22 protein-coding genes are annotated in these 24,038 nt (G+C 48.0%); 11 read left to right on the plus strand and 11 right to left on the minus strand.

Annotated elements, in window-relative coordinates; translation table 11 throughout:
- Window positions 1–38 precede the first annotated feature (38 nt).
- Together pfkA and pyk are read left to right on the plus strand one after the other, a co-directional pair.
- On the plus strand, window positions 39–1,010 hold the full coding sequence (pfkA, locus tag GWG06_RS24140; protein ID WP_262888725.1) for a 6-phosphofructokinase: 972 nt from the start codon (window positions 39–41) through the stop codon (window positions 1,008–1,010).
- Window positions 1,011–1,022: 12 nt separating this feature from the next.
- Window positions 1,023–2,510, plus strand: a complete 1,488-nt coding sequence (gene pyk / locus GWG06_RS24145) for a pyruvate kinase (RefSeq protein WP_127043638.1) — start codon at window positions 1,023–1,025, stop codon at window positions 2,508–2,510.
- 147 nt (window positions 2,511–2,657) lie between these two features.
- Here the strand turns inward: pyk and GWG06_RS24150 are convergent, their stop codons facing one another.
- On the minus strand, window positions 2,658–3,815 hold the full coding sequence (locus tag GWG06_RS24150) for an MFS transporter (protein WP_160716563.1): 1,158 nt from the start codon (window positions 3,813–3,815) through the stop codon (window positions 2,658–2,660).
- 113 nt (window positions 3,816–3,928) lie between these two features.
- Between GWG06_RS24150 and GWG06_RS24155 the strand changes: the two genes are divergently transcribed.
- The 5 genes from GWG06_RS24155 (at window position 3,929) to GWG06_RS24175 (ending at window position 8,403) form a co-directional block, all read left to right on the plus strand.
- Entirely contained in the window at window positions 3,929–5,284 is a 1,356-nt protein-coding gene (locus GWG06_RS24155) for an NAD-dependent succinate-semialdehyde dehydrogenase (protein WP_235938512.1), read from the plus strand.
- 160 nt (window positions 5,285–5,444) lie between these two features.
- A complete protein-coding gene (gene coaA, locus GWG06_RS24160) occupies window positions 5,445–6,401 on the plus strand; it encodes a type I pantothenate kinase (protein WP_127043641.1) in 957 nt (318 codons plus the stop codon).
- On the plus strand, window positions 6,402–6,986 hold the full coding sequence (locus GWG06_RS24165) for a Crp/Fnr family transcriptional regulator (RefSeq protein WP_127043642.1): 585 nt from the start codon (window positions 6,402–6,404) through the stop codon (window positions 6,984–6,986).
- Window positions 6,987–7,049: 63 nt separating this feature from the next.
- Window positions 7,050–7,508 (plus strand): DoxX family protein, encoded by a 459-nt coding sequence (locus tag GWG06_RS24170; protein ID WP_160716565.1) that lies wholly within the window; start codon window positions 7,050–7,052, stop codon window positions 7,506–7,508.
- Between the two features lie 139 nt (window positions 7,509–7,647).
- On the plus strand, window positions 7,648–8,403 hold the full coding sequence (locus GWG06_RS24175) for an MBL fold metallo-hydrolase (protein ID WP_160716567.1): 756 nt from the start codon (window positions 7,648–7,650) through the stop codon (window positions 8,401–8,403).
- Window positions 8,404–8,609: 206 nt separating this feature from the next.
- Here GWG06_RS24175 and tssD (GWG06_RS24180) read toward each other — a convergent pair whose 3' ends face one another.
- The 5 genes from tssD (GWG06_RS24180) to GWG06_RS24200 all read right to left on the minus strand — a co-directional run bounded on the left by tssD (GWG06_RS24180) (window position 8,610) and on the right by GWG06_RS24200 (window position 12,951).
- A complete protein-coding gene (tssD, locus tag GWG06_RS24180) occupies window positions 8,610–8,996 on the minus strand; it encodes a type VI secretion system tube protein TssD (RefSeq protein WP_127043645.1) in 387 nt (128 codons plus the stop codon).
- A 179-nt stretch (window positions 8,997–9,175) separates the two neighbouring features.
- Entirely contained in the window at window positions 9,176–9,703 is a 528-nt protein-coding gene (gene tssO, locus GWG06_RS24185; protein WP_127041635.1) for a type VI secretion system TssO, read from the minus strand.
- Window positions 9,704–9,836: 133 nt separating this feature from the next.
- The gene (locus tag GWG06_RS24190; protein WP_160716569.1) at window positions 9,837–11,012 is read right to left on the minus strand and encodes a hypothetical protein; all 1,176 of its coding nucleotides are present in this window, start codon (window positions 11,010–11,012) and stop codon (window positions 9,837–9,839) included.
- 11 nt (window positions 11,013–11,023) lie between these two features.
- Complete coding sequence (locus GWG06_RS24195; protein WP_127041631.1) at window positions 11,024–11,878, minus strand: TssN family type VI secretion system protein; 855 nt, start codon at window positions 11,876–11,878, stop codon at window positions 11,024–11,026.
- Between the two features lie 113 nt (window positions 11,879–11,991).
- Entirely contained in the window at window positions 11,992–12,951 is a 960-nt protein-coding gene (locus tag GWG06_RS24200) for a type VI secretion system baseplate subunit TssG (RefSeq protein WP_160716571.1), read from the minus strand.
- Between the two features lie 208 nt (window positions 12,952–13,159).
- On the opposite strand from GWG06_RS24200, the gene GWG06_RS24205 reads away from it, so the two are divergent.
- Genes GWG06_RS24205 through GWG06_RS24215 form a run of 3 tightly spaced genes read left to right on the plus strand, consistent with a single transcriptional unit; the run spans window position 13,160 to window position 16,509 of the window.
- Complete coding sequence (locus GWG06_RS24205; protein ID WP_127041625.1) at window positions 13,160–14,218, plus strand: PKD domain-containing protein; 1,059 nt, start codon at window positions 13,160–13,162, stop codon at window positions 14,216–14,218.
- Between the two features lie 9 nt (window positions 14,219–14,227).
- On the plus strand, window positions 14,228–14,659 hold the full coding sequence (locus GWG06_RS24210) for a GPW/gp25 family protein (RefSeq protein WP_160716573.1): 432 nt from the start codon (window positions 14,228–14,230) through the stop codon (window positions 14,657–14,659).
- 23 nt (window positions 14,660–14,682) lie between these two features.
- Window positions 14,683–16,509: a type VI secretion system baseplate subunit TssF gene (locus tag GWG06_RS24215; RefSeq protein WP_127041620.1), complete on the plus strand. Its 1,827-nt coding sequence runs from the start codon at window positions 14,683–14,685 to the stop codon at window positions 16,507–16,509.
- Here GWG06_RS24215 and GWG06_RS24220 read toward each other — a convergent pair.
- The 5 genes from GWG06_RS24220 to GWG06_RS24240 all read right to left on the minus strand — a co-directional run bounded on the left by GWG06_RS24220 (window position 16,419) and on the right by GWG06_RS24240 (window position 22,999).
- Window positions 16,419–17,447 (minus strand): lytic transglycosylase domain-containing protein, encoded by a 1,029-nt coding sequence (locus GWG06_RS24220; RefSeq protein ID WP_158631554.1) that lies wholly within the window; start codon window positions 17,445–17,447, stop codon window positions 16,419–16,421. The two genes, GWG06_RS24215 and GWG06_RS24220, sit on opposite strands and share 91 nt — an antisense overlap.
- Before the next feature lie 106 nt (window positions 17,448–17,553).
- On the minus strand, window positions 17,554–18,453 hold the full coding sequence (locus GWG06_RS24225) for a hypothetical protein (protein WP_160716575.1): 900 nt from the start codon (window positions 18,451–18,453) through the stop codon (window positions 17,554–17,556).
- Window positions 18,454–18,582: 129 nt separating this feature from the next.
- Window positions 18,583–19,956: a DUF5458 family protein gene (locus tag GWG06_RS24230; protein ID WP_160716577.1), complete on the minus strand. Its 1,374-nt coding sequence runs from the start codon at window positions 19,954–19,956 to the stop codon at window positions 18,583–18,585.
- Window positions 19,957–19,993: 37 nt separating this feature from the next.
- Window positions 19,994–20,440, minus strand: a complete 447-nt coding sequence (locus GWG06_RS24235; protein WP_127041612.1) for a hypothetical protein — start codon at window positions 20,438–20,440, stop codon at window positions 19,994–19,996.
- A 108-nt stretch (window positions 20,441–20,548) separates the two neighbouring features.
- Window positions 20,549–22,999, minus strand: a complete 2,451-nt coding sequence (locus tag GWG06_RS24240; protein WP_160716579.1) for an AAA family ATPase — start codon at window positions 22,997–22,999, stop codon at window positions 20,549–20,551.
- 651 nt (window positions 23,000–23,650) lie between these two features.
- Here GWG06_RS24240 and tssD (GWG06_RS24245) point away from each other — a divergent pair.
- A complete protein-coding gene (gene tssD, locus GWG06_RS24245; protein WP_127041608.1) occupies window positions 23,651–24,037 on the plus strand; it encodes a type VI secretion system tube protein TssD in 387 nt (128 codons plus the stop codon).
- Window position 24,038: the final 1 nt, after the last annotated feature.

The following is a 24,038-nucleotide window of genomic DNA, read 5'->3' on the forward strand; positions in this document are numbered from 1 at the left end:
GCCTTTAAGATATTTTTTTAGCAATTTATATGAAAAAAATGAACAACATTGCAGTCCTTACATCCGGGGGAGATGCCCCGGGCATGAACGCCGCCGTTCGTGCTGTTGTAAGAACGGGCATTTATCATCAGCTGAATGTGTTCGGCGTAATGTACGGCTATAGGGGGATTTTGAAGAACGAAATTTTTCCGATGGAGTCTAAATCAGTTGCTAACATTATACAACGTGGAGGCACTATTCTGAAGACTGCCCGGTGCAAGGAGTTCTATGAATATGAAGGGCGAAAAAAGGCTTACGAGAACCTGAAGAGACACAACATTGACGGGCTGGTAGTGATCGGTGGAGACGGCTCGTTCAATGGGGCGCAAAAGTTCAGCCAGGAATTTGATATTCCGTGTATAGGCTTGCCTGGTACTATTGACAAGGACATTGCGGGTACTGATTCAACGATTGGTTTTGATACGGCGGTAAATACAGCCATTGAAGCCATCGATAAAATCAGGGATACCGCCGATGCACATGACCGCCTGTTTGTGATTGAAGTAATGGGCCGCGACGCCGGTTACATTGCCTTACACAGCGGTATTGCCACCGGTGCAGAACACATTATGATGCCCGAGCGCAAAACCGAACTGCACGACATTATCGAAGAATTACAGGCTAACGAGCGCCGTAAGAAACTGGTAAACCTCATCGTTGTAGCCGAAGGGGACGAAACCGGTGGCGCCAACGAAGTAGCCCGTCGTATTAAAGAAAGCTGCCCGCAACTGGATACACGCGTTTGTATCCTCGGCCATATCCAACGCGGCGGCTCACCCACCTGTATGGACCGTATTCTTGCCAGCCGCATGGGCTACGCCGCTGTAGACGCCCTGCTGGAAGGTACCCACAACGTCATGATCGGCATTGTAAACGACAAGATCCATTATACCCCTCTTGATAAAGCTGTAAAAGCCAAACAGGAAATAGATCCCGAATGGTTTAAGATTGTTAAAATTCTTGCGAGTTAAAAAATAAGACTTATGAGTACAAAGGATCTTTCAAAATACTACCACAAGCAGATGGACAATGCTGCCGGTAGAGAACACTCCTCCCACAAAACAAAGATTGTTGCAACGGTTGGACCGGCTTCTGATACCTATGACAAACTGCTTGCACTGGTTAAAGCAGGGGTGAACGTATTTCGCCTCAACTTCTCCCACGGCTCTCACGAAGACAAACTGCGGATCATCGAATACATCCGTCAGATCAATAAAACCGAACCATATAACGTAGCTATCCTCGCGGACCTGCAAGGTCCCAAGCTGCGCGTAGGTGAAATCGAGAACAACGCATTGCCGCTCAAAGCCGGCGATATCCTCACTTTTGTGAACGAGAAACTGGTAGGCAACATGGAAAAAATCTATGTGTCTTACCCCGACCTGTATAAAGATCTCAGACCCGGCCAGAAAATCCTGCTGGACGACGGTAAAATCGAAACTGTAGTAAAAGAAATTACGCCTGCCGGCGAAATCAAAGCAGAAGTAACCCTGCCGGGTGTATTATCCTCCAAAAAAGGATTCAATCTCCCCGACACCAAAGTTTCCCTGCCTGCGCTGACAGAAAAAGATATTATTGACCTGGAATTCATCATCGATCATAATTGCGACTGGGTAGCCCTCTCCTTCGTAAGAAGCGTGAAAGACCTCAGCGACCTGCGTAAACGCCTGGAAGCACGCAATTCTAAAATCAAGGTCATCTCCAAAATAGAGAAACCTGAAGCCATCCAGAACCTGAAGGAAATCATCTGGGAAAGCGACGGCGTTATGATCGCCCGCGGCGACCTCGGCGTGGAACTCCCCGTTGAACAAATCCCGATGATCCAGAAAGATATCATCCGCAAATGTATCCACCGCGCGAAGCCCGTTATCGTAGCTACGCAGATGATGGAAAGCATGATGGACCGCACCCGCCCTAACCGCAGTGAAATCACCGACGTGGCCAATGCCGTACTGGAAGGCGCCGACGCCGTGATGCTCAGCGGCGAAACCGCTACCGGTCAGTTCCCGGAACTGGTTATTCAGACCATGAATAAAATCATCCAGGAAGTGGAAAAAGAAGCGATCATCTACAACCGTAACCTGATCCCTCACCGCCACTCTCCTACCTTCCTCAGCGATGCCCTGTGCTACAACGCCTGCAAAATTGCGGAAGACCTGGATGCGGACGCCCTCATCGGTATGACCCAGAGCGGATACACCGGATTCATGCTCAGCAGCTACCGCCCACGCTCTCCGCTCTACATCTTCACCAAAGAAAGAACCCTGGTGAACCAGCTGAGCCTCAGCTGGGGCGTACGCGCCTTCTACTACGAAGAAGAAGAGAGCCTCGACGATATCGTCTTCGATCAGATCAACATCCTGAAAGAAAGAGGCTTTATCAAACCCGGAGACGTAGCCGTTAACACAGGCAGCACACCGGTTCAGCTCCACCTGCCAACGAATATGCTGAAGATCACACGGGTGGAATAATTACGAATTACGAATTACGAATTGCGAATTACGAATGTAACTCGAAGATAAAAGCGAAGACCGAAGCAATAATACTATCAAGTATCCGCTTCGGTCTTCGCTTTTATCTTCGAGTTACATTCGTAATTCGCAATTCGTAATTCGCAATTACTTCTTCTTATACGTTGCCAGATAAATAACCAACGCTATCGTTATCAATGTAGTCCCCGCTATACATACGCCGTTCCATTTTGCAAAGGACCATACCCAGAGGCCAATTCCGGAACCCAGGGATGTACCGATAAAGCTGGCGGTTACAAATACCGTATTCAGGCGGTTACGCGCTTCCGGCAGCAACGCATAGATTCTTGTCTGGTTGGAAACGTGTATCCCCTGTAAACCCAGGTCTATCGCTATAATTCCAACGATGATACCGATGATGTTAGCCTGGAAGACATAAAACAGGAAGTAACCAATGAACAAACAAATGATACCATACCCGATGGCTATACGCGGATTCTTTTTATCCGCAATACGGCCTATCAGCGGCGCCCCTAAAGCACCTGCGGCAGCGGCCAGCCCCATGAATCCGATTTGCTCGCTGGTATAGGAAAAAGGTTTGTCAGATAGCAGGAATACCACAGTAGTCCAGAACATACCAAACATGCCGAAGCAGCAGGCATTGATGGCCGATGCTTCGCGCAGCATGGGCTGCTCTTTAATAAGTGTAAACAGGGACTTCATCAGATCACCGTAAGTGCCGGCAAAGTGCGGCTGACTTCTGGGAAAAGAGATCATCATAATTAAAGCGAGTACCCCGCTGATACCGGCAGCTATCCAGAACATGGCGCGCCAGCCCAGGTGATGTCCAACCACGCCGCTCAGCGTACGTGACAGCAAAATACCTACCAGCAGCCCGCTCATAATGGTACCAATCACTTTACCCCTGCTCGATGGATCTGTCAGATGTGCCGCCAGCGGAAGTATCAGCTGCGGAGATACAGAAGCGAACCCTATCAGCAAACCAGTTACTTTCAGCATAGTTACATTCTGTGAGAAACCGGCAGCCGTCAGCGCCAGCATGGCGATGAGCGTCATCACTATAATCTGGCTCTTACGCTCCAGTTTATCGCCCAAAGGTACACAGAAGAAAAGCCCTAATGCATAGCCTATCTGCGTAAAAAAAGTAATTTGTCCTGCATTGCTTTCCGATACGCCAAACTCTTCACTGATAAGTACCAGCAAAGGCTGGCTATAATAGATATTGGCCACTATCAGCCCCGTACACAGGGCCATCATCATAATGTTCCATTTGCTTAACGCCATAAATCGTGCTGTTTTTCGTGCCGCAAAGATACATAAAGGAATGAGGAACAGCGTTTACTGAGAAAAGGGGAAATTTGTGATTATTTCATTGTCTGAGTTAAAAGGTAATTGCCATGTTTACAAGTATTAATCCGTACACACAGAAGACGATAGCCACCTATGCGCCTCATACGCCAGCGGAAATAGAACACAAGTTGCTGACCGGCGAAAGAGCCTTCCGGCAACTGCTGGATACCACACTGGATCAGCGCCGTGAATGGATGATGCAGGTGGCAAAGTCATTGAAGGATAACGTCGCGGAACATGCTGCCCTTATCACTCAGGAGATGGGAAAAACATTGAAGGAAGCTAAGGCGGAAGTATTGAAATGCGCTACCTCTGCCGAATACTATGCAGAACATATTACGTCCATGCTTCAGCCCAAGCCGGTTGAATCTGATGCTTATAAAAGCTATGTTTCCTATGAGCCGAAAGGTATCATTCTGGCCATTATGCCGTGGAACTTCCCCTACTGGCAGGTCTTCCGCTTTGCCATTCCCAATATACTTGCAGGCAATACCGGGCTGCTCAAACACGCCAGCAATGTGAGCGGCTGCTCGCTGGCTATAGAAAAGGTTTTCATGGAATCAGGATTTCCGGCCGGCACTTTCCAGTCGCTGCTGATTTCTTCCAAAGATATTGCGCCCGTTATCGCAGATCCGCGCGTACAGGGCGTTACGCTTACCGGCAGTACGCCTGCCGGGAAAAGTGTAGCTGCGCTGGCAGGAAAATATATCAAGAAAACGGTGCTGGAACTCGGCGGCAGCGATCCTTTCATCGTTTTAAAAGATGCCGATCTGGAAGCGGCTGCCAGAACTGCCGTACAGGGCCGTATGCAGAATGCCGGCCAATCCTGTATTGCAGCCAAACGTTTCATCGTAGAAAAGGAAGTGGCGCCTGCCTTCACGGCCGAAGTACGCCGCATACTAGAAAACATGCAACAGGGAGATCCCACACTGGATACCACCAATATGGGTCCTATGGCCCGTCCGGACCTGGCGGAAGAGCTGATGCAGCAACTGCAGGAAACACTGGCGCAAGGCGCCAGACTGGAGTTGGGCGGCACCCTGGAAGGCTGTAACTTTGCCCCCACTTTGCTGACAGGCGTTACCAGTGATATGACCGCCTTTAAACAGGAAACATTCGGTCCGCTCGCAGTCATCATCGAAGCTGCCAGCGAACTGGATGCCATCGCACTGGCCAATGAAACGGAATTCGGCCTCGGCGCAGCTCTCTGGACCAGCGATCTGGACAAGGCTGCCCGGCTCGCGACCCTGATAGAAAGCGGCAACGTATTCATCAACGCCATGGTACGCTCTGATGCCCGCCTGCCCTTCGGCGGCGTAAAACAGTCCGGCTACGGCAGAGAACTATCACTGGAAGGCACACACGAATTTTTGAATATCAAAACCGTGTACATCCAGCAATAAAGATTTACGGATTTTTTTATTTTTTTATTTGAGATTTGAATGCAGCGTAGTACACATTTTCCTCCGCCAGATTTTAAATTCCAAAATCAAAAAATCCGAAAATTTCAAAATTGGCTATCAAATAGCAAAATAAAAAAATAAACAAATAACAAAATAGTTAATGACTACCTCGCTTAAACGAGACCGCTACACTCCCTATATCAGCTTCTCCCGTCAGGAATGGGCAGAGAGAAGCGGAGATGCGCTGCTGCAGCTGCAGGACTATGACCTGGAGCAACTGCATGGCATGAATGAACCACTTACCCAGGAGGAAATCACCCAGGTATATCTGCCGCTGGCACATCTGCTGAACCTGTATGTAAAATCATCCCAGCAGCTGCATACAGCTACCAGTAGTTTCCTGGGCAGCCAGACGTTGAAAGTGCCTTATATCATCGGTATCGCAGGAAGCGTGGCCGTAGGCAAAAGCACCACCGCCAGAGTATTGCAGAAACTGCTGCAAGCCTGGCCCGATCATCCCCGGGTAGACCTGGTTACCACAGATGGATTCCTGTATCCCAACAAAACCCTGGAAGCCAACAATATCATGAACAGGAAAGGCTTCCCGGAAAGCTATGATATCAAAAGGCTGGTCCATTTTCTGGCTGATGTGAAATCAGGTAAAGAACGTGTGGCTGCGCCATTATATTCCCACCTGGAATACGATGTGCTGCCCGGCCAGCTGCAATGGATAGAACAACCGGACGTCGTGATTGTAGAAGGCGTAAACGTATTACAGGTACGCCCCCGGCAACAGCAGAAAGATCCGGCTGTATTCGTATCCGACTTCTTCGATTTTTCCATTTATGTAGATGCCTCGGAAAAAGATATACGCAAGTGGTACATCTCCCGCTTCGAATCCCTGCGCGCTACCGCCTTCCAGAACCCGGACTCCTTCTTCCACCGCTATGCACACCTCTCGGATACTGCTACCGTGGAACTGGCCACTCAGATCTGGAACGATATCAACAAACCCAATCTCGAACAGAATATTGCGCCTACACGTTACCGTGCCAGCCTTATCCTGGAGAAAGGACACCACCATTTTGTGCAGTCTATAAAATTGCGTAAAACGTAAATGTATAATATCGATACGCTGAAACAGGCACTGACAGACATTCTGCAGGATGATAATGACGGCTGGCCGTTGTTTAAAGACATCCTGCAGGATGTTTCTTTCCAGACAGGCGACTACCTCTCTCCTGCCGGAAAAAATGCTTCCGCCATCTACTACCTCACCGGTGGTATTGTCCGGGCATTCACCCTGCACGATGGCAAAGACATCTGCATGGACTTCGCCTTCCCCGGCATGTTCACCTGCTCCTACGCTTCCTTTATTACCCAGACACCTGCCATTGTCAGCCTGGAAGCCGTTACTCCGGTTACCGGCTATGCCTTCCATTACGAAAATCTGCAGGACCTCTACCGCCGTTCCCATACCTGCGAAAAGGCAGGTAGGCTCATAGCGGAACAACAGTACCTCCGTAAATACCAGCGGGAACTGGATTTCCTGCAGCTATCCGCACAGGAACGTTACCTGCAGCTTCTCCGGCAACACCCGGAAGTAGTGCAGCACATCCCCATCAAACAGATTGCCTCCTACCTGGGTATTGAACCTCAAAGCCTCAGCCGCATCAGAAAAAATATCCGCCAGGCCCGCTGACATTAAGTAACATTTGTTATCGGTCACCACAACAGCAATCCTGATCTTTACAAAAAAAACAATATGGCCTTCTTATCAGGATTACTCAGCATCGGATGTATACTATATCTCACCGGCATATTATTCCGCATTCCCGTACTGCAAAATCTGCATACAGATGCCCGTATAGCCGCTGCCGTTATGTTCATCTTAATCGGCTTCTTTCACCTGGCCAAACCGGAAAAGCTCACCTATATGATTGATGGTATGCTGCCGTTCGCACAGGCACTGGTGATTATCACAGGCGTCCTGGAAGTGCTGCTGGGAATATGTTTACTGATACCCTCCCTGCAGGTCCCCGCTGCCTGGGCACTTATCATACTGCTCATTCTCATGTTCCCGGCCAATATCAGAGTAGCCGTATTACATCTTCCCGCCCCCGGCGGTCTTCCCGCCCAGGCATGGTATACCTGGAGCAGACTGCTGTTCCAACCGGTATATATCTGGTGGATATGGTGGGCGGTTATAAAAATTATAAATTAAGAATTATGAATGATGAGTTAGGGCGAAGATTTAAATGAAGAACAAATTTTGTTACTCGCTTAAATCTTCGCCCTAACTCATCATTCATAATTCTTAATTCTTAATTCTCCTTATATCTTTGTGACTTAACCCAATAACTATGCATATTCATTTTCTTCGTCACGCCACCATGGTTGTAACAGTACACAACAAAAAAATACTGGTGGATCCTATGCTGGGCGCAAAAGACAGTATTATTCCCATTCCTAATACCGCTAACAGCATCCGTAATCCGATGACGGAATTACAGTTGTCTGCAGATGAGCTGGCGGTGCTTATTAACTCACTGGATGCGGTGCTGGTGACGCATACACATCGCGACCATTGGGATGCGGCGGCAGAAGAGTTGCTTCCTCGTCATCTGCCATTGATATGCCAGCCCCCTGATGCGGAGAAATTCAGTGCGCTGGGATTTACACAGGTAATTCCGGTTGCTGATGAATACATCTGGGAAGGCATTGAGATATTCCGTACAGACGGACAGCATGGTACAGGTGAAATCGGCAAGCTGATGGCGCCGGTATCCGGCTTTGTACTGAAAGATGCACAGCAGCGTTTATACATTGCCGGAGATACTATCTGGTGCGAAGAAGTACAGGCAGCACTGGATACCTATCAACCTGAATATACCATAGTGAATGCAGGAGCTGCCCAGTTCCTCACCGGCGATCCTATTACCATGACAGCCGATGATGTATTCCGTGTAATACGTCATCCCGCACAAACAAAGGTTATTGCCGTACATATGGATACCATCAACCATTGCTCCCTTACCCGCACCGCTCTCGCAGCAGCCTTAGCAGCCGAATCCCTTTCATGTATCATTCCACAGGACAACCACACGATTATTATTTGAGATTTATTTATTTGAGATTTATTTATTTGAGATTTTGTATCTAATCCAGATTTTCTTTTGTACTTGTAAGCCCAACGGAAAATCCGGATTAGATACAAAATCTCAAATAAACAAATCTCAAATAAATAAATCCCCGCATTCGTAATTAAAAAAGAAAAGGGCTGCTAATACAAGCAGCCCTTTTCATCAATAATGTCTGGGGAAGATTAAACCCATTCATTAACATGTTTGCCATTGCCCATGCTAATTTCACGGGCTGAAATAGTGCAGGTGATTACCATCGGATTTTTGTTTTCATAGTCAAAAGACTCTTCAAACTTAACCAGGTAACCTTCTTCGAATTTTAATTCTTTCAGTTTGGCGTCAGTATCTCTTTTGTAGAAAGTGATGGTACCGCTTTTTCTTTCGAAATTGTTGACCATCCATTCAAAGAGATCCGTTTTACCGGTTGACTCAACTGTTAATTTGATGCGTCCGCCACGGGTGATGGCTGATGGGCGGCCTGTTGCATCTGTTTCCTGACTGAGGTCGTAAGCCACGTGCTGTACATTGTACTTTTCACCGGCTACTTCAAGAACTGATTTGAAGGACATGATGGGTTAAATTTTTAAGGTTACAATAAAGAAAAATACCTATTAATAAGGAAAAAGTATGAACCTCAAATATAAGCGGAAATCCCTGCCTAGTCAAGAATCCTAACCAGTTTTTTGGAGCTTTAACAAATAAAATATTTTCTGATATTTAAGACTATAATACCCTGCAGCCGCAGTATTCACCGGCCACCGCGACTATTCAGCAGCAACATCTGTCTGCAGTTATCAAGATCCCTGCTTTTACTTTCGAGCTTGCTATTCAGGTCCATAACCTGCTCTTTCAGTCCGGCTATACTCTGCTGCGCGTTCTGTAATTCCCGCAGCTGCTGCTTGGTTTGCTGCAGTGACAGGCAATTCTGTACTATATTATCATACAGGGCATAATGTGTTACCACATCTTTCGGAATAGAATTCCGCATATCCGCGAGTGAGGCAGCAATGACCTGATCCATGTAATTGGCATTCTGATTGGGCAGGTTAATGGAATCCAGGTTATGCTTTACCTTGTCCAGCTTCTGCACAAATTCCGCCTGAAAAGCCTGCTCCTGACGGAAAGTATTCAATTCCTTACGCAGGGATGCATTCTCGCGCACCGGTACCTGGTAATTAAAAAATATTGCCAACACAAACAGTGCAACAGTGATAATAAAAAATAACAGGAACCACATAAAGGATATATTTCTCTCCTGTCTGTTCAGTACTTGCATAGAAAAGTTGATTTTATCAATTCGGTGATAGGTGTGGATGGCGCTGTAACCAGCTATTAGTGCCGCTTCCGGAAGTTTACAACTACCCATTATTAACAAGCCGGAAGCTGAACACTAAAAAATGTATGTATACTCAGTCCGTAAAAAACCAGCGTTTGGTTTTATGCTTCCGCAGGTATTCTGCGTCTTCCTGAGATTCTTCTTTTACAAAAATGTTGCTGTCCTGTTTGCGGCCGATATAGTCCAGTCTGCTCAGGCTTTCAAACAGTTTACTCACTGCGCGTACAAACGGGATCATGGGTTGCAGGCATTCGCGTATATCCAGGTGTTTGTACCGGATATTGGCGCAGTTGATCATCAGGTTCTCCAGCTCCCCCTGCCGTAGTTCACACCATTCAGACAGGTAATTGAGCAGCTCTTCCTTGCCTGCTCCGGCGCGCAGGTCAATAGCGTTCTTCATGGTACGGGCCAGTCCGGCAATAACCTCCAGCATAAATGCCGGCGGCTGGCTGAGTGACAGCCAGCGGAACTGTGTGATGCGCGTACCGAGGAACTGCACCATTTTTTCTGTGATATACAATACTACCATCGCCAGGTCATTATTCTGGTTACGTCCGTAAATTTTCTGTACGATATGCACGCCGAAAATTTCCATCTGTCCCAGGAACTGATCCAGCTCATGATGCAGGTCTATCAGCGCAGGATGTGCGCTGGTGATACTGCATGGCGGGATATAATCATCTTCCAGCTGCGCGCGTCCGTCGGCCACCACAATTTTCCCCAGCACCATCTGGTAGCTGCCCAGCTGCCCCTGCGGCAGCTGCGAGGCGGGTGTTACGTAAAGGCTGTATTCCGGGGTAGCGTAAGGCAGCCGCGGCGGTTCTTCTTCCAATAATGGTTCGCCGCTGGGCTGACGGTTAAACGGATTCACCTGAATCAAAATATAATAGGTATTTTCCGTATGCGCAGGATCCCAGGTATAGGTCGCTTCCGGGAAGGTGGTAGCATACTTCAGGGAGTGAACGGTATGCTCCGGTATCTCTATACGGCCGCCGCCGGGAGTGACGGCGCGGCATTCCGTCAGTTTTATTTTCCACTGATGCTGGTTGTCGCTGACGAACCAGCAACGCAATGACTCCTTATTTTCTGATTTGGGTGTTAACAGGCCATAGTTCAGCGCATTCAGACCGGTGCTGATGCCATCCCTGATCTGATCCAGCAGGGCATTTTCGGTATCAATGAAATGCTGCTTCTTTATCTTCATCCCGTCTACCCAGTTAACAGGAAAATGTTTGAGCGGCTCTGCCATAATAAATACGTTTAGGATAACATAATTCTGTTACAAATGATCACGCTGTTTTCCTTTATACCATTCATAAACACGGCCTTGCCGGGATCCAGTGTTCTGGCAGTACCGAACCAGCGCGGCTTCAGATGGAATACCCATCCGTAGGCCTGCCCATTATGATCCACATAATCGATCGGTGTATCGGGGTAACGGTCGTTGTAGTCATTGATAAAGTGATAGAACAGATCTCCCAGATCCATTTTGATAGGCGTACGCGCGCGGAAGTAGGTACGGCTGTTGTCGCCATGTCCCTTTTCCATTTCCAGCCCTATTACAATCAGATCTCTCATCTCTTCCTCATTCACCTCCGGCGCATCCTTATACATCGGATATTGCCACCATTTATGCACTTTAACGGGTATTGCCATCATCTTCTCAAAGGTCTTATAAACAAACGTCGGCAATACAAAGGAAAACATGCAGGTCAGCATCGGGTAGTACAGGAAAGCATCCTTATTGAGGAAACGGTTAATCAGCACAAAGGCAACACCGCCGAAACACCAGATGGCTACAATAAATGCCAGTTCAGAGCCCAATGAATTTTCGTTTGCCCAGAAGCGGGTATACATAAAGTGACAGTGGACAATACCCAGGCCCAGAAACCATATTTCATAGAAGAGATACTGGTTCATCAGGTTCTGATGGGTAAACAGGAAAGGGATGGAGCTGATAACAGCAAACACCAGCGTCATACATACCAAATACCACAGTGCCTTCTTTTTAAAAAGACTGAAATTTTTGATGTATCTGCTTAGCAATGCCACTATGATAGATCCTACGGCCATTACGCCGGCCAGCATCATATAGAATTTAGCGGTGTATCTCATAGCTCTTCTGGTATGTCAGGTTTTTCAGTTTTTAGGGTTTTTAACATACAGCGTCGTTTTACGCGTTAACAATGTTAACAAAAATAATTCCACATCGGTACAAATTTTTTCCGTCAGAGGAAAAAATTATAACCCATAATGCCTTCTCCTGTTTTCCGGTCAGAAACGGTTACAGACTTCTCATCCGGGTGCGGTTCCAGTACAGTCTGCACAGTGGCGTCAGCCGGAAAAAAGTAGCCGTAACAGGTTTCGAGCAGCCGGCCGTAAGGATTCCATGCCAGGAACGATACAATGCGCTGATGCTGCAGCGGCCCGATGGTAACAATAATGCGGGGCATATCCGAATAAAATACTTCTCCCGCCATCGTATCTACTCCCAGCAAACACTCGCCCAGTAGTGTGCCGGTTGCTGCCTGTACTGGCTGCGGCGTATGATCCATGGCTATCTGTACCGGCTCCTCCAGTATCATCTGCAGGCACAGCTGTACCAGCGATAAATTACCGGCAATTCGGTGCATATATGGCAGCAGTTTCACCAGCCTGCCTGCCGCCTGCCCCGGAAGCCCCGCAGGCAGATTCCAGAAGGCATGAAACAACTGATCGGCATCCTTTCCGAATACATCAAACAACAGATGCTTCTCCCGCTGTTCCAGGAATACCCGCTGCAGGAAAAATTCATGCTCCAGCGGCTGAAAAAACCGCCTGGCCTGCAATTCCTGCTGCTGTTGCCGCTTATAGCGCGCCACCATTTCAGTAGTACCACTGCCCTTCTTTTCCTGCTGTGTAAAATCATGAAACATACCTTCCGGAAGCCGGTCATAAATACCATCACGCGAAAGTGACAGCACAACGAAAGGCTGATAAGGCTGACTTTCATCCAGTTCCGCATGAAGAATATCTCTATTGAAAGAACGCGCAAACACATTCTCCAGTTCTACCACCACCTCTTCCAGCCGCACATGATTATCGAGCAGCTCACCCACTACTACCTCTGCCCTGATGTCATAAGGCAAAGCATTTACATGTGTAATGACTTCTTCCAGTACAGCTGATTTCTGGGCGTTGCTTATCATTTAATCTGATTTAGGTTTTCCGTGTAAAAAACGGTTAGCAGCACTATCTGCACACACTGCTGGTCTATGGTTTTCGGGCTAACTGTTGGCTACAAAAATAACGTATTGTAATTATATGTGACTCAAATCCTGCTTCAAAAAAAACTCTTCATTTTACATTGGCAATTTATCTAAAAAAACAGTAAAATTGTAAAAACCTGAAAAACCGATGGCCCCACGTAAACCCGATAATGAGCATAAGGTAAACTCATTCAGACCCTTTGGTAAAATTGCCAGCCATGTTGACCCGATGGTATTATGGACATTCTTTGGCCTGTTCATTATCAGCATCATCCTGCTTGCTTTTCAGCTCGACGGCAAGGAAGATTGCACCAACACGGATATTCAGCTCAGCACCCGCCAGCACAGCGGCGGTAAATCATATACGGTAGGCGAAGTAATTACTTTCAACGCCGTTGGATCCGATAAAAAAAGAACGGATTACGCCTGGGAATTCGGCGACTCTTCTGCAAGGCAGACAGGCGCACAGGTATACCACGCCTTTCATAAAGCAGGCAGCTATGTAGTAACCCTCAAATCAGGCAAATGCACCTGGAACAAGGAAGTGATTGTAGTGATGCCGGTGACTGCAACACCTGTGAGCAGCGCCGCAGATGTATTCCCTGTTATCGAAGGCCCCTCTGAAGTGTTTGCCGGCCGGCCCGTTACCTTCTACAACAAAACTGCTTCTGCTACCAAATGGACCTGGAGACTGATGCAGGACAACGCAGAAGTACATACGCAGTCTTCCGTAACCTATACATTCTCTGCTCCCGGTGAAAGAACATTATCACTCATCATCAACGGCGACAGTGCCCATATGGTCATGAAGAGTATCACCGTATTTCCTGCCCGCGCCAAACCTGCGGATGATGGCGATGGCGGCGCTTTCCCCGCAGTAGTACCCCGCAACGATCCTCCGCCACCGCCGCCGCCGGTGGAAGAAAAACCAAGAGTGCCCGCCGTTTCTGACGATGAATTCCAGTACATGCTCACACAGGTAGTCGGCAAACAGAAAACAGCCGCGGATTTCGCCAAATACCTCTGCGACAACCTGCAGGCAAGAGTATTACTGAACGATAACCGTACCGATAACTTCGCCCACTTCTGCGACCGCATACACGGCAAGAAAAGAGTTAAAATACAAAAGGTCAACCTGGTTAAAGACAAAAACGGATGTGTGACAGAAATCAGGGTAATTTATGATAAGAAATTCTGGCCGTTTTAATTCTGCTGCATGAAAGGAAAGTATTATAAGCTGCCGCTGGACTTTTCCCAGATTCTACAGAAAAGAGACCTGGAAGCCATCTCCCTGGAAGATTCTGTAGGACAGCACATCCATCTGCTCATTACTACCGTACTGGGAGAAAACAAAGATGATCCCCAATACGGCTGTAAATGGTGGGACAACGATTTTGATATCAAAGCGTCCAACAACGAAGTAAAGGAACAGATAGAAAATGCTGTTAAAACAGCTATTACCAGGTATGAAAAAAGACTGGCGCAGATAAGAGTAGTGGCAGCGGTTAACCAGGAAGAACTCCAGGTGAAGGCTGCCCGAAAAATGAAGAAAAAAATACGGGTAACCGTTTCCGGTGTGCTGGCTAAAAACAATAACCCGTTTCAGTACGCCAGTTACTTCTTCATCAGCCCGTTGTCTTACGATTAATCAGTGTTTATAACTACCAGCGCATGAAAGAGAAAAAAGAACGGATAAAAGACCGGATGCTGAAAACAGCCGCACGCCTGTGGGGATACCCCGATGCGGAAGTAGAAACCTCCTTTGACCCTGTGGTGCAGCTACTGCTGGAAGCCTGCGCCGCAGAGCTGGAAAAGATTTCCGGCGAAGTGGACGTATCACATGCACGCCTCGTGGAAAGGCTCGCACAGATCATGATGCCGGAACCCATCACCAGCGCCCAGCCCGCGCACGGCATTCTTCATGCTATTGCCACGGAAGCTACCGCAGAGATTAATGCCGGCCACCAATTCTATCAGCATACACAATCCGGGACTCAAACACAGGACTATTTCTTTTCTCCCGTTACCACGCACCGCCTGTTCAGGGCGCATGTACAATATCTCGTCATCGGTAACAAACTGTACGAAACCCGCGATAACTGGTTCAAAGAACAGGTACTTCAGGGCCGCTATGCTGCCGATACCCCGCCTAATCACCTGTGGATAGGACTACGCCCGGAACAGCTGCAGCAAAGCTATGAAGGCATGTCTTTTTTCTTCGATCTGCGTAACATACACCAGCAGGAGATGTTCTACCATTACCTGCCCCTCGCCCGCTTCTATATCAATGACCGGGAACTCACCGTGAAAAACGGCTACCATCACAGCCGCTCTGCCGCTGAGGAAGAAATAGACAAAATGCTGCAGGTATCTGTAAATAACGACGCCCGGTACAGCCAGCATATACTGCAACGATTCCGCCGGCACTTTCTTACGGTAACGGATACACGTACAGAGCCCATCAGCGCGTTTCCTGCACAGCTGTCTGCTATCTTCGGACAAGACGGCAGCCGCCTGCACCAGGAGATTCAATGGATTCGCATTGAATTTCCGGAAGCGCTGCACCATACCCTGCTGGAAGACCTTTACTGCAGCATCAACTGCTTCCCGGTCATCAACAAAAAAAACAACGAACAATCGCTTAAACTCAATAAATACCTGAACATCATTCCGCTGCAGACACAGGACATATTTTTCGATATTAAAAGAGTATATGACCTGGAAGGCACTGACTATTACGTGCGTAACTTCTCCACTGCCGGCCAGTTACAGGAAGGCGAGCTGGTAGTACGCAGCAGCGGCATCGGCCGGTTTGATACCCGCGAAGCCAAAGAAGTGATTGCCTACCTGATGGAAGTGATCAGAGATGAAAGCTCCCTGTTCGATGAGGTGAAAAATGATTACGTTACCAACCGTATGCGGGAACTGCATCAGCTGATTGCCTCCCTGGAAGAACAACTGCAACCGGGCGCCAACAAGGGAAATATCCCGTACCTGATGGTAAAACCTAAAGAAAATGCTGAATACATTTTCATAGAATTCTATTCTACCAATGGTACTGCCGCCAACAACATCCGTATGGGCAGCCGCCTGCTGGAGTATGGCAGCGTAAATGCCAGACCCGCCAGCATCACCCTGCTTACCAACACGCAAGGCGGTAAAGACAGGCTGAATATCGATGAGAAGATCAACCTGTACCGCTCTCACCTGTTATCACATAACAGGATTGTTACACCGGAAGATATGAAAGCATTATGCTACACTATTTTCGGCAAAGAGCTGAAAGCAGCGGCTGTAACAAAAGGCGTGATGATGCAACCCGGAACCGGCGCAGGATATGTGCGTACCCTGGAAATCAGGCTGACGCTTACACAACCTACCGCAAAATACCCGCCGGCTCACCTGCATTACCTGAAAGAAGAACTGTTGCTCCAGCTGAAGGAGAAGTCACCCAACACATTTCCATACCGCGTATTCATCAATGATGTGCTGATGTGAGTGTCTGTGCTGACAAGTTCTACATTGCCGCCGGTTTTGAGCAGATCCAGGGGCACCCCTTTTTTACCATCCATTGTACAGAGCGTGATAGTATTACCAAAACCCAGGTCTACATATACACGGTTGTTTACAATCCATCCCCTGCCGGACAGGCTGGCATTCCGGCGTATATATACCCCGTCTGCCTGCAGATCCGCCAGCAGTGATAAATTCACCAGTTCTCCATCGCGGAACGAATCATGATGCTTTAACTTCGCTGCATATACGATCGTGGTTTTCTTTCCCACCTTTCTTCCAATATCTATACGAATAGTATTAAAATCTTTTGCGCTGCCGGCAGGCGCAGCCTGTGGCGAGGCAAAGACGGAACCATTCCGGGAACTTTTGCTGAACACATTATAACCGAAGCCGGGCAGGTATAGCTCCGGGCTTTCAAACAACTGCTTGATGGCTATGATCTTGTAGATATACTGGGCCGTTTCATTGTTCAGCAGCAGCTGGTAATAGTCTGTACTGCCCTGCCGGCGTATATTCCGGGAAATGTTACCAGGGCCGGCATTATAGGCGGCGGCAGCGAGGGTCCATGACTTCAGCTGGGTGTGGAGATTGCGTATCAGCCGGCAGGCCGCATGTGTAGCTTTAATCAGGTGATTCCTTTCATCATATCCTTCACTCACCGCCAGTCCCAGCTCCGCTGCTGTGCCGGGCATAATCTGCCAGACGCCCTGTGCGCCGACCGGGGAAGTGGCATTTGTTAATCCGCTTTCCACGATGGGCAGATATTTAAAATCCAGCGGTACCTCGTATTGCCGTAAAATAGGTTCAATAACAGGAAAAAACTGCTCCGCTTTCAGCCGCAGGGACGGCAGATAGCCCTGGTATTGCATATTCCGCTTAATGACATCCATCAGGCGGAAGGAAACAAAATCTCTCTCCATTGGTACTATTTCACCGCAGAAGTCAATCTGTTGTGCTATACCCGGGCATGTTAACAAACAAAAAAATAGCACTGTAAGTAACCAGTGTTTCATTTTTATACAGGATTTATTTCGTCACCATGTACTTGGGCAGGGCGCTGACAGGCACGTATAACACCACCTGTGGCTTGTCTTCGCCTGACTGTAATACTAACAGCACTTCATCGTCTTTCCTGAACTGCTTGGAAGGCACAACAAAAACTTCGGTAGCATCTTCCTTTCCTGCGATCACAGCGGGGCCTTTCTTATAGAGCAATGGCATGGAATGCAGTACGGAGCTGTCTTTCTTTTCCTTGTGCAGCAGGGTGGCCTTCACAATTTCGTAGGGTTCCTTGTTTTTGTTGCGTACCCGGAAACAGAAGTAGTGCATATTATTCAGCGTCATAGCCTGGGCATATCCGAGATTGATGCCGTCTACCTTCACTTCGTGCTGGTGGTTTACTTTACGGTCCCTGCCGAAGTCATCTGCAATTTTGCTGACGGTCACCGTATCAATGCTGATCAGTGTTCCTTCATCTTCCGCGGGCAGTTCCAGCAGCTGCCGCCCGCCGCTGTCTCCACTGCCGGGGCGTGTAGGCGTAAGCGTACCACCGCCTCCGGCATTGGAGGCAACGGCATCTCTGGATTTTTTAGACAAGGCATATTTCAGCTTTGCCAGATCTGCTTTATCCCGGAATGCCAGGATCATGTAGTGGATATTATCTCCTTCCCGGACGATAAGATTGGTAGGTCTGGGATTGGCTACGATGGGCCTTACAAATACCATACTGCCGTCCACGATACGATAATCATAATCGGCATTTTTACCGTCGCCTATCTGGAAGGTAGAAATGGGAGAGCCGCAGGTGATCAGCGTTACAGCTCCCTTTGTGGTGAGCACTGTATCCGTTCTTGGCCCCTGTGCAGCGGCATTGCGCGCTGTTCCGGCAATTAACAAACAAACTAAAAAACTACACAACCGTTTCATGGTAATACCTCTTAACTGTAATCAGTTGTTTTCCGCCAGGCTGGCTTGCGGAAAACAACTATAAAATATTATTTCATCTGCGGCCGTTCATCTGAATACTGCTACCGTTGCGGATGTACAGCCGTTCATTTACTTATCCTGTTCGTAGGTGGTATCCCAGTCGGTAGCATCGTCGCCCTTCTGCCCTTCCATTTTAATGAGGAAGTTCTTGGCAGGGAAATAAGGTTTCAGATGAATATCCAGGTGGATACGGTCTTTCTGAATCGGATCCTGTTCAAAGCGGCGGATATTGAAATCTTCAATCAGTTTATCCGGACCGGTAATACCATCCAGGAAGCGGATAATCTGCTTCATGAGGTCTTTGCGGGTATTGGCGTTGAAGTTTTCAAAAGCCCGGCGGTTCAGGAAGTCCATGAGTACTTTGGTAACGAAATCGAATACACGTACCACGGAATAGGTCTGCAATCCGAGATTATCTCCGTTGAACAATGTCTTGGCGCTGAAGGCCATTACTTTGCCGTATTCCTTTACCATTGGCACCAGTCCCATTTTCTCCAGGCTGGCAATTTCACTTTTCTTCAGTTCAAACTTAACGCCATCCACTTCATTCATACCGCCGAATTTCTTACCGGCTGTTACCTGCGACATGAGTGTTTTGTAGATCTTTCCTGCGAGTGCGCCGGAAGGAGGTACATAGAGATGATCTCCTTCTCCCACTTCTTCAAATTTGCCGCGGCCTACCAGCCAGTTGCAGGACATAATTACGTTGGAGCGGTGTATTTCGCCGCCGGTAAGATTCGCCATTTCAAACATCTCCATCACATCATCCGGAGCATCCAGGTGAGCGAAGTCTGTTATCAGCATGGCTTTATTTTCATGTGCGATTTTCGCCCATTTTTCTATCACCTTATTGGAACCGAGGTAACCGGGAACTACCAGCAGGCTGTAGTTATCGCGCAGATCAAGTCTGTCGTAGTTAGCCACCAGTTCATTGCGGACAGCATCTATAAACCTGGTATTGTCCAGGTCTTTCAGCTGTTCCAGTTCCACATTGATAAAGGAGATATTCTTCACCTTGTCGGATTCTGTATTCTTGAAGAACAGCGCTACGTTACGATAGGATTGTTCCAGTTCGTGCGTAGCTTCTACGGCTTCGCCGAGGTTCTTTGCCAGTATGGCTTCTGCATCCTGTGCATGTTCGCTGCAGTAATCAACCATTTCCGGAAGTTCGCTGGCTTCGGACAATACTTTTTCCCAGAGGGATAATGTTTTCCTGAGTTTATCTCTTTCCTGTTTCTTACCGGATTCCGTTAAAAATATATTCCGGCGCGCCTTGCGTTCCGGGTTCATATTTTGTGCACCTTCTACCGTTGCTTCCAGGAGATCAAAGCCACCGTACTTTGCCAGTTCTTCGAGCTGTTGGGTGAGGTTAACTTCCTGTCTGGCTGAAGACTGACCTGCCTGTTGCAGTTCCTGTTCCTCGTTTTTCTGTAATTCTGCCATAATGAATAAATTATGTTCCGGGATAGGGAACTGTGAATTATTTTGTATTGAGATCGTTCAGCATACTGCGGATTGCCCCCAGCATAGCTTTGCGGGCATCAGGATCAGCGAGTGCGGTCTTCAGTATTTTATTGGTCTTCAGGTGTTTCATAATTTTCATGTACTGCTCCTTTTCTGTCGCAAGGTCGTTCAGGAACGCACTTTGTGCGGTGATACCCTTTACACCGAAATCGCCCAGGTGATGGAACTGTAATTTCTCAGGAACAGGGCGGCCATCTGCATCATGAAAGCTGACATTCACTTCAGGTTTGAAATGTTCAAATACGGCTTCCACGGAAGTGAGTCCTTCTACTATTTCAGGCTTTACAGGCGCTTGCTGGGTAAGCTTTTCAGCAAACAAGGTGCGGTTATGCGAGATTTCCGCGATGGCTTCATTGGCGTCCAGCTTGACCTCTGTGCCACCAATTCCGTAGTTGTCATTCATAACAAAACATTTTGAGATTTTCGAATTTCCGGATACAGGCATCCCGTCTTGTCCGGCAGATGTCTGTAAACAATTTACTATTGAGGTTACTAACTACTAACTAATAAACTAACTGATGATCCAATCCGGTTTTTCATCTTTGATATCCAGCGTTACCACCATGTCTTTCTGCAGGCTGCCGTCAATGATCATGCGTGACAAGGGTTTGCGGAGCTGCCCCCGTATTACTTCTCTCAGCGGGCGGGCGCCGTATTGCGGAGAGTATCCCATCAATGCCAGGTGTTTCCTGGCTCCGGGTGTAACATGCAGGGTGATCTGCTGTTGTTGCAGCAGCTGCAGCAGGTGTTGCAGATGGATGTCAAATATTTTCTCCACATTCTCCTGTTGAATCGGTCCGAAGGGAACTATTTCCGTCAGCCTTCCCAGGAACTCCGGTCTGAAATGGCGGGCCATCAGTTCCATCAGCTGCTGTGAAGGCGGGATCACTCCTTCCTGAAATGACCTGGCGATGGTATCACTGCCGATGTTGGAAGTGAAGAGTACCAGCGCATTGGAGAAGTCTCCGGTTTTTCCGAGTCTGTCGTGTAACTTTCCTTCATCCATGATCTGTAAAAAGATATCAAATACAGATGGATGCGCTTTTTCAATTTCATCGAAGAGTACGACCGCATAAGGCTGCTGCCGTATTTTATTAACAAGCAGCCCTCCTTCCTCGTACCCTACATATCCGGGAGGCGCGCCGTACAGCAGGGCTGCGGCATGCTCTTCCTTAAACTCTGACATGTCAAAACGGATCATGCAGCGTTCATCCTGGAAAAGGAAATCGGCCAGTGATTTGGCCAGTTCTGTTTTACCCGTTCCTGTAGGCCCCAGAAAGAAGAAAGAGCCTATGGGCTGTCCGGGTCTGCTGAGGCCGGACCTGGACTCAAGAATAGCATCCGCTACTGTTTTGAGTGCATGATCCTGCCCTACTACTCTTTTGCGTAAATGCAGATCCATGCTCACCAGTCGTTCTCTCTCTTCTGCCTGTATTTTCCCCAGCGGGATACCGGTCATTCCGGCGATGGTGGTAGCCAGGTCTACAGGAGTTACGGTGTTGTGCTGTTCGGCTACCGCTGCAGACAGCTGCTGCAGTAACTCCTGCAGGTATTGCTGCAGGGCGGTGGTATCGGACATTTTATTTACTTCCTGGTCTGTTTTCAGTTTACTGGCGAGCAGGGCGCCCAGCCGTTCCGTCATCTGCCGGTAGAACCACTGCAGGTCTTCCGCCTGTAAAGCTGCTTTCGTTGTCAGTGCGGTGAATTCTTCCTCCAGGCTTTTCAGCAGCGGGGCGCCGGTATCCTGCATGGCGCGCAGTGCAGCCATGGTGCGGTCCAGCAGATTTACCGCGCTGTCCGGCAGGCTGCGTTCTTTCAGATAGCGCCGGGAAAGGCGGATCGCTTCCCGGATGCTTTCGTCCGGTACCTTCAATTGATAGAAGCTCTCGTATACCGGCATGACAGCTGTCATCATTCGTATTGCCTGCGTTTCATCAGGCTCTGCGAGCGTGATGGTTTCAAAGCGGTGTCGCAGAATGGCATCCGGCTCAATCAGTTTACGGAAACCTTCCGGGGTAGTGGTACCGATGAGTATGATCTCGCTTTTACCCAATGCCGCTTTGATGACATTAGCCATACCTCCGCCGGATTGTTTATCCAGCAACGTATGCATGTTATCGATAAACAGGATATGCCTGCCTGTCTGTTTCAACTGTTGAATAATCTGCAGCAGCCTGTCTTCCAGCTCATTCTTGTAGGCTGCGCCTGCAATAAAGGCGCCGTAATCCAGCGCATAGAGTTCTGCTGACTGTAACTGCAACGGCACCTGTTTCTGTACAATAGCCCTTGCCAGACCTTCCGCGAGGGCGGTTTTACCCACGCCTCCTTCTCCTATGATGAGTACACTGGCTTTATCCTTTCGGGTAAGAATCTCCGTTACAGCCCTTATTTCGCCCTCTCTGCCTATTACCGGATGGTAGGTCTGCAACAGCTGCGGATCGGTCATACGATAGACGTATTTGAGCGTGGCAGGCTTTACGCCATGTCCGTTGGAAGAGGCAGCTGCGGCAGGATGACTGCCTTTGCTTTTCCTGCTGGCAGCAATCAGTTGCTCGCGGGTAAAGGGAAATGTTTTCAGCTGTTCATAAGAGAAGCCTACTCCCGGTGTACAGAGCGATATGAGTAAAGACCATGCATCAGTTTCGCGTTCATCTGCCTGCTGTGAGATATTTACCGCTTCCTGTAAAACAGTGGCAGCGGCATCATCCGGTTCGGGATCATCGGTGTTACGGGAAGAGCGCGGTAATTCATCCAGTCTTACTTCTGCCCATTCTTCCACATAGTATACGTCAATATCCAGCTGGTGTAATAAGGGCGCCAGTCCGGCTTCCTTATGCATGGCAGCACGAAGCAGGTGTGCAGGGGTATACTGCGCATGATGAAAGTCTTTCGCAACCGCTTTCGCTATCCGGATAGCGGACTGCAATTCAACGCTGAATATGGTCATTGCTGACAGGGTCATTTGGATGATTCAGGTTTTTCTAATCAAAGTTAACAATTACATTTTTACACACATACTGCGTAAAACCAGAGAAGTAAAGATACTGCTAAAACATTTACATATACTGCCGGCGGCAAGAAAAACGGACGTAAAACTAATATTAAAAAAGTATCACACATCTAAAAGAAAAACGCATACAGCAGGGACTTTCCGGCCAATACCTCCAATACCTTTACAGACAGGCATCCGGCAAAAAAAACAATGGTATTCCATATAACAACTTCTAAATATTTTACAATAAAAAATAATACATAAATTTTTATCCGGTTAACATTTCACCGCAGTGAGAAGGGCAGGATGTCTACCAATCAAATATGACATATCATATTCTCCCCTGCTTTTCTTCCTGAAAAATAAAATACAGAGATGGCATATTTATATGCAGGAGAATATTTATTTTCGTAAAAGCCATAGTCGACAGAAAAACCATTTAACATCCATAAACTGGAACCCATGAGAAGAACCTTTTGCCCAAAAAAGCAGCCAGTTGTTAATCCTCGCAAACGCTCCCGGCGGTTGCCTGGTCACCATTTAAAATAAACCGATCAACATAACACAAGCCGGTTTTCTGAAAAGAAAAAACGGATCATTAACGCCAAAAAATTTCTACTTATGTCTTTTAAGGCAGAACTTATCATAGGAGGAAAATCAGCAAACGTGCTGGAATGCAATTACGGATTTTCCCAGCATACTGACGCCAGCGGCAAACCCAGCACCATGCCTCGCGGCGGTACGATATCCCTCATCCTGGAATCCGCCAGGGATACAGATCTGGTTCAATGGATGATTTCACCGGAAGAAAAAAGAGACGGCTCTATCGTTTTCAAGCGCAGGGATCATGACTCCAGTCTGCGTACCGTGGAATTCAGCGGCGGCATCTGCATACAGTTCCATGAAAGTTATCACCATTCCGGCTCCAGCCCGATGGTAACCCATATCGTTATTTCTGCCAGGGAACTGAAAATAGGCAGCGTTGCCTATCAAAGAAAATGGGAGTAAT

The organism is Chitinophaga solisilvae, assembly GCF_009928525.1.
Classification (GTDB): domain Bacteria; phylum Bacteroidota; class Bacteroidia; order Chitinophagales; family Chitinophagaceae; genus Chitinophaga; species Chitinophaga solisilvae.

Bases quoted from the DNA above. Each gene is read 5' to 3' on its own strand.
- pfkA (WP_262888725.1), top strand. From the start codon at position 39: ATGAACAACATTGCAGTCCTTACATCCGGGGGAGATGCCCCGGGCATG.
- pyk (WP_127043638.1), top strand. From the start codon at position 1,023: ATGAGTACAAAGGATCTTTCAAAATACTACCACAAGCAGATGGACAAT.
- GWG06_RS24150 (WP_160716563.1), bottom strand. From the start codon at position 3,815: ATGGCGTTAAGCAAATGGAACATTATGATGATGGCCCTGTGTACGGGG.
- GWG06_RS24155 (WP_235938512.1), top strand. From the start codon at position 3,929: ATGTTTACAAGTATTAATCCGTACACACAGAAGACGATAGCCACCTAT.
- coaA (WP_127043641.1), top strand. From the start codon at position 5,445: ATGACTACCTCGCTTAAACGAGACCGCTACACTCCCTATATCAGCTTC.
- GWG06_RS24165 (WP_127043642.1), top strand. From the start codon at position 6,402: ATGTATAATATCGATACGCTGAAACAGGCACTGACAGACATTCTGCAG.
- GWG06_RS24170 (WP_160716565.1), top strand. From the start codon at position 7,050: ATGGCCTTCTTATCAGGATTACTCAGCATCGGATGTATACTATATCTC.
- GWG06_RS24175 (WP_160716567.1), top strand. From the start codon at position 7,648: ATGCATATTCATTTTCTTCGTCACGCCACCATGGTTGTAACAGTACAC.
- tssD (WP_127043645.1), bottom strand. From the start codon at position 8,996: ATGTCCTTCAAATCAGTTCTTGAAGTAGCCGGTGAAAAGTACAATGTA.
- tssO (WP_127041635.1), bottom strand. From the start codon at position 9,703: ATGCAAGTACTGAACAGACAGGAGAGAAATATATCCTTTATGTGGTTC.
- GWG06_RS24190 (WP_160716569.1), bottom strand. From the start codon at position 11,012: ATGGCAGAGCCGCTCAAACATTTTCCTGTTAACTGGGTAGACGGGATG.
- GWG06_RS24195 (WP_127041631.1), bottom strand. From the start codon at position 11,878: ATGAGATACACCGCTAAATTCTATATGATGCTGGCCGGCGTAATGGCC.
- GWG06_RS24200 (WP_160716571.1), bottom strand. From the start codon at position 12,951: ATGATAAGCAACGCCCAGAAATCAGCTGTACTGGAAGAAGTCATTACA.
- GWG06_RS24205 (WP_127041625.1), top strand. From the start codon at position 13,160: ATGGCCCCACGTAAACCCGATAATGAGCATAAGGTAAACTCATTCAGA.
- GWG06_RS24210 (WP_160716573.1), top strand. From the start codon at position 14,228: ATGAAAGGAAAGTATTATAAGCTGCCGCTGGACTTTTCCCAGATTCTA.
- GWG06_RS24215 (WP_127041620.1), top strand. From the start codon at position 14,683: ATGAAAGAGAAAAAAGAACGGATAAAAGACCGGATGCTGAAAACAGCC.
- GWG06_RS24220 (WP_158631554.1), bottom strand. From the start codon at position 17,447: ATGGAGAGAGATTTTGTTTCCTTCCGCCTGATGGATGTCATTAAGCGG.
- GWG06_RS24225 (WP_160716575.1), bottom strand. From the start codon at position 18,453: ATGAAACGGTTGTGTAGTTTTTTAGTTTGTTTGTTAATTGCCGGAACA.
- GWG06_RS24230 (WP_160716577.1), bottom strand. From the start codon at position 19,956: ATGGCAGAATTACAGAAAAACGAGGAACAGGAACTGCAACAGGCAGGT.
- GWG06_RS24235 (WP_127041612.1), bottom strand. From the start codon at position 20,440: ATGAATGACAACTACGGAATTGGTGGCACAGAGGTCAAGCTGGACGCC.
- GWG06_RS24240 (WP_160716579.1), bottom strand. From the start codon at position 22,999: ATGACCCTGTCAGCAATGACCATATTCAGCGTTGAATTGCAGTCCGCT.
- tssD (WP_127041608.1), top strand. From the start codon at position 23,651: ATGTCTTTTAAGGCAGAACTTATCATAGGAGGAAAATCAGCAAACGTG.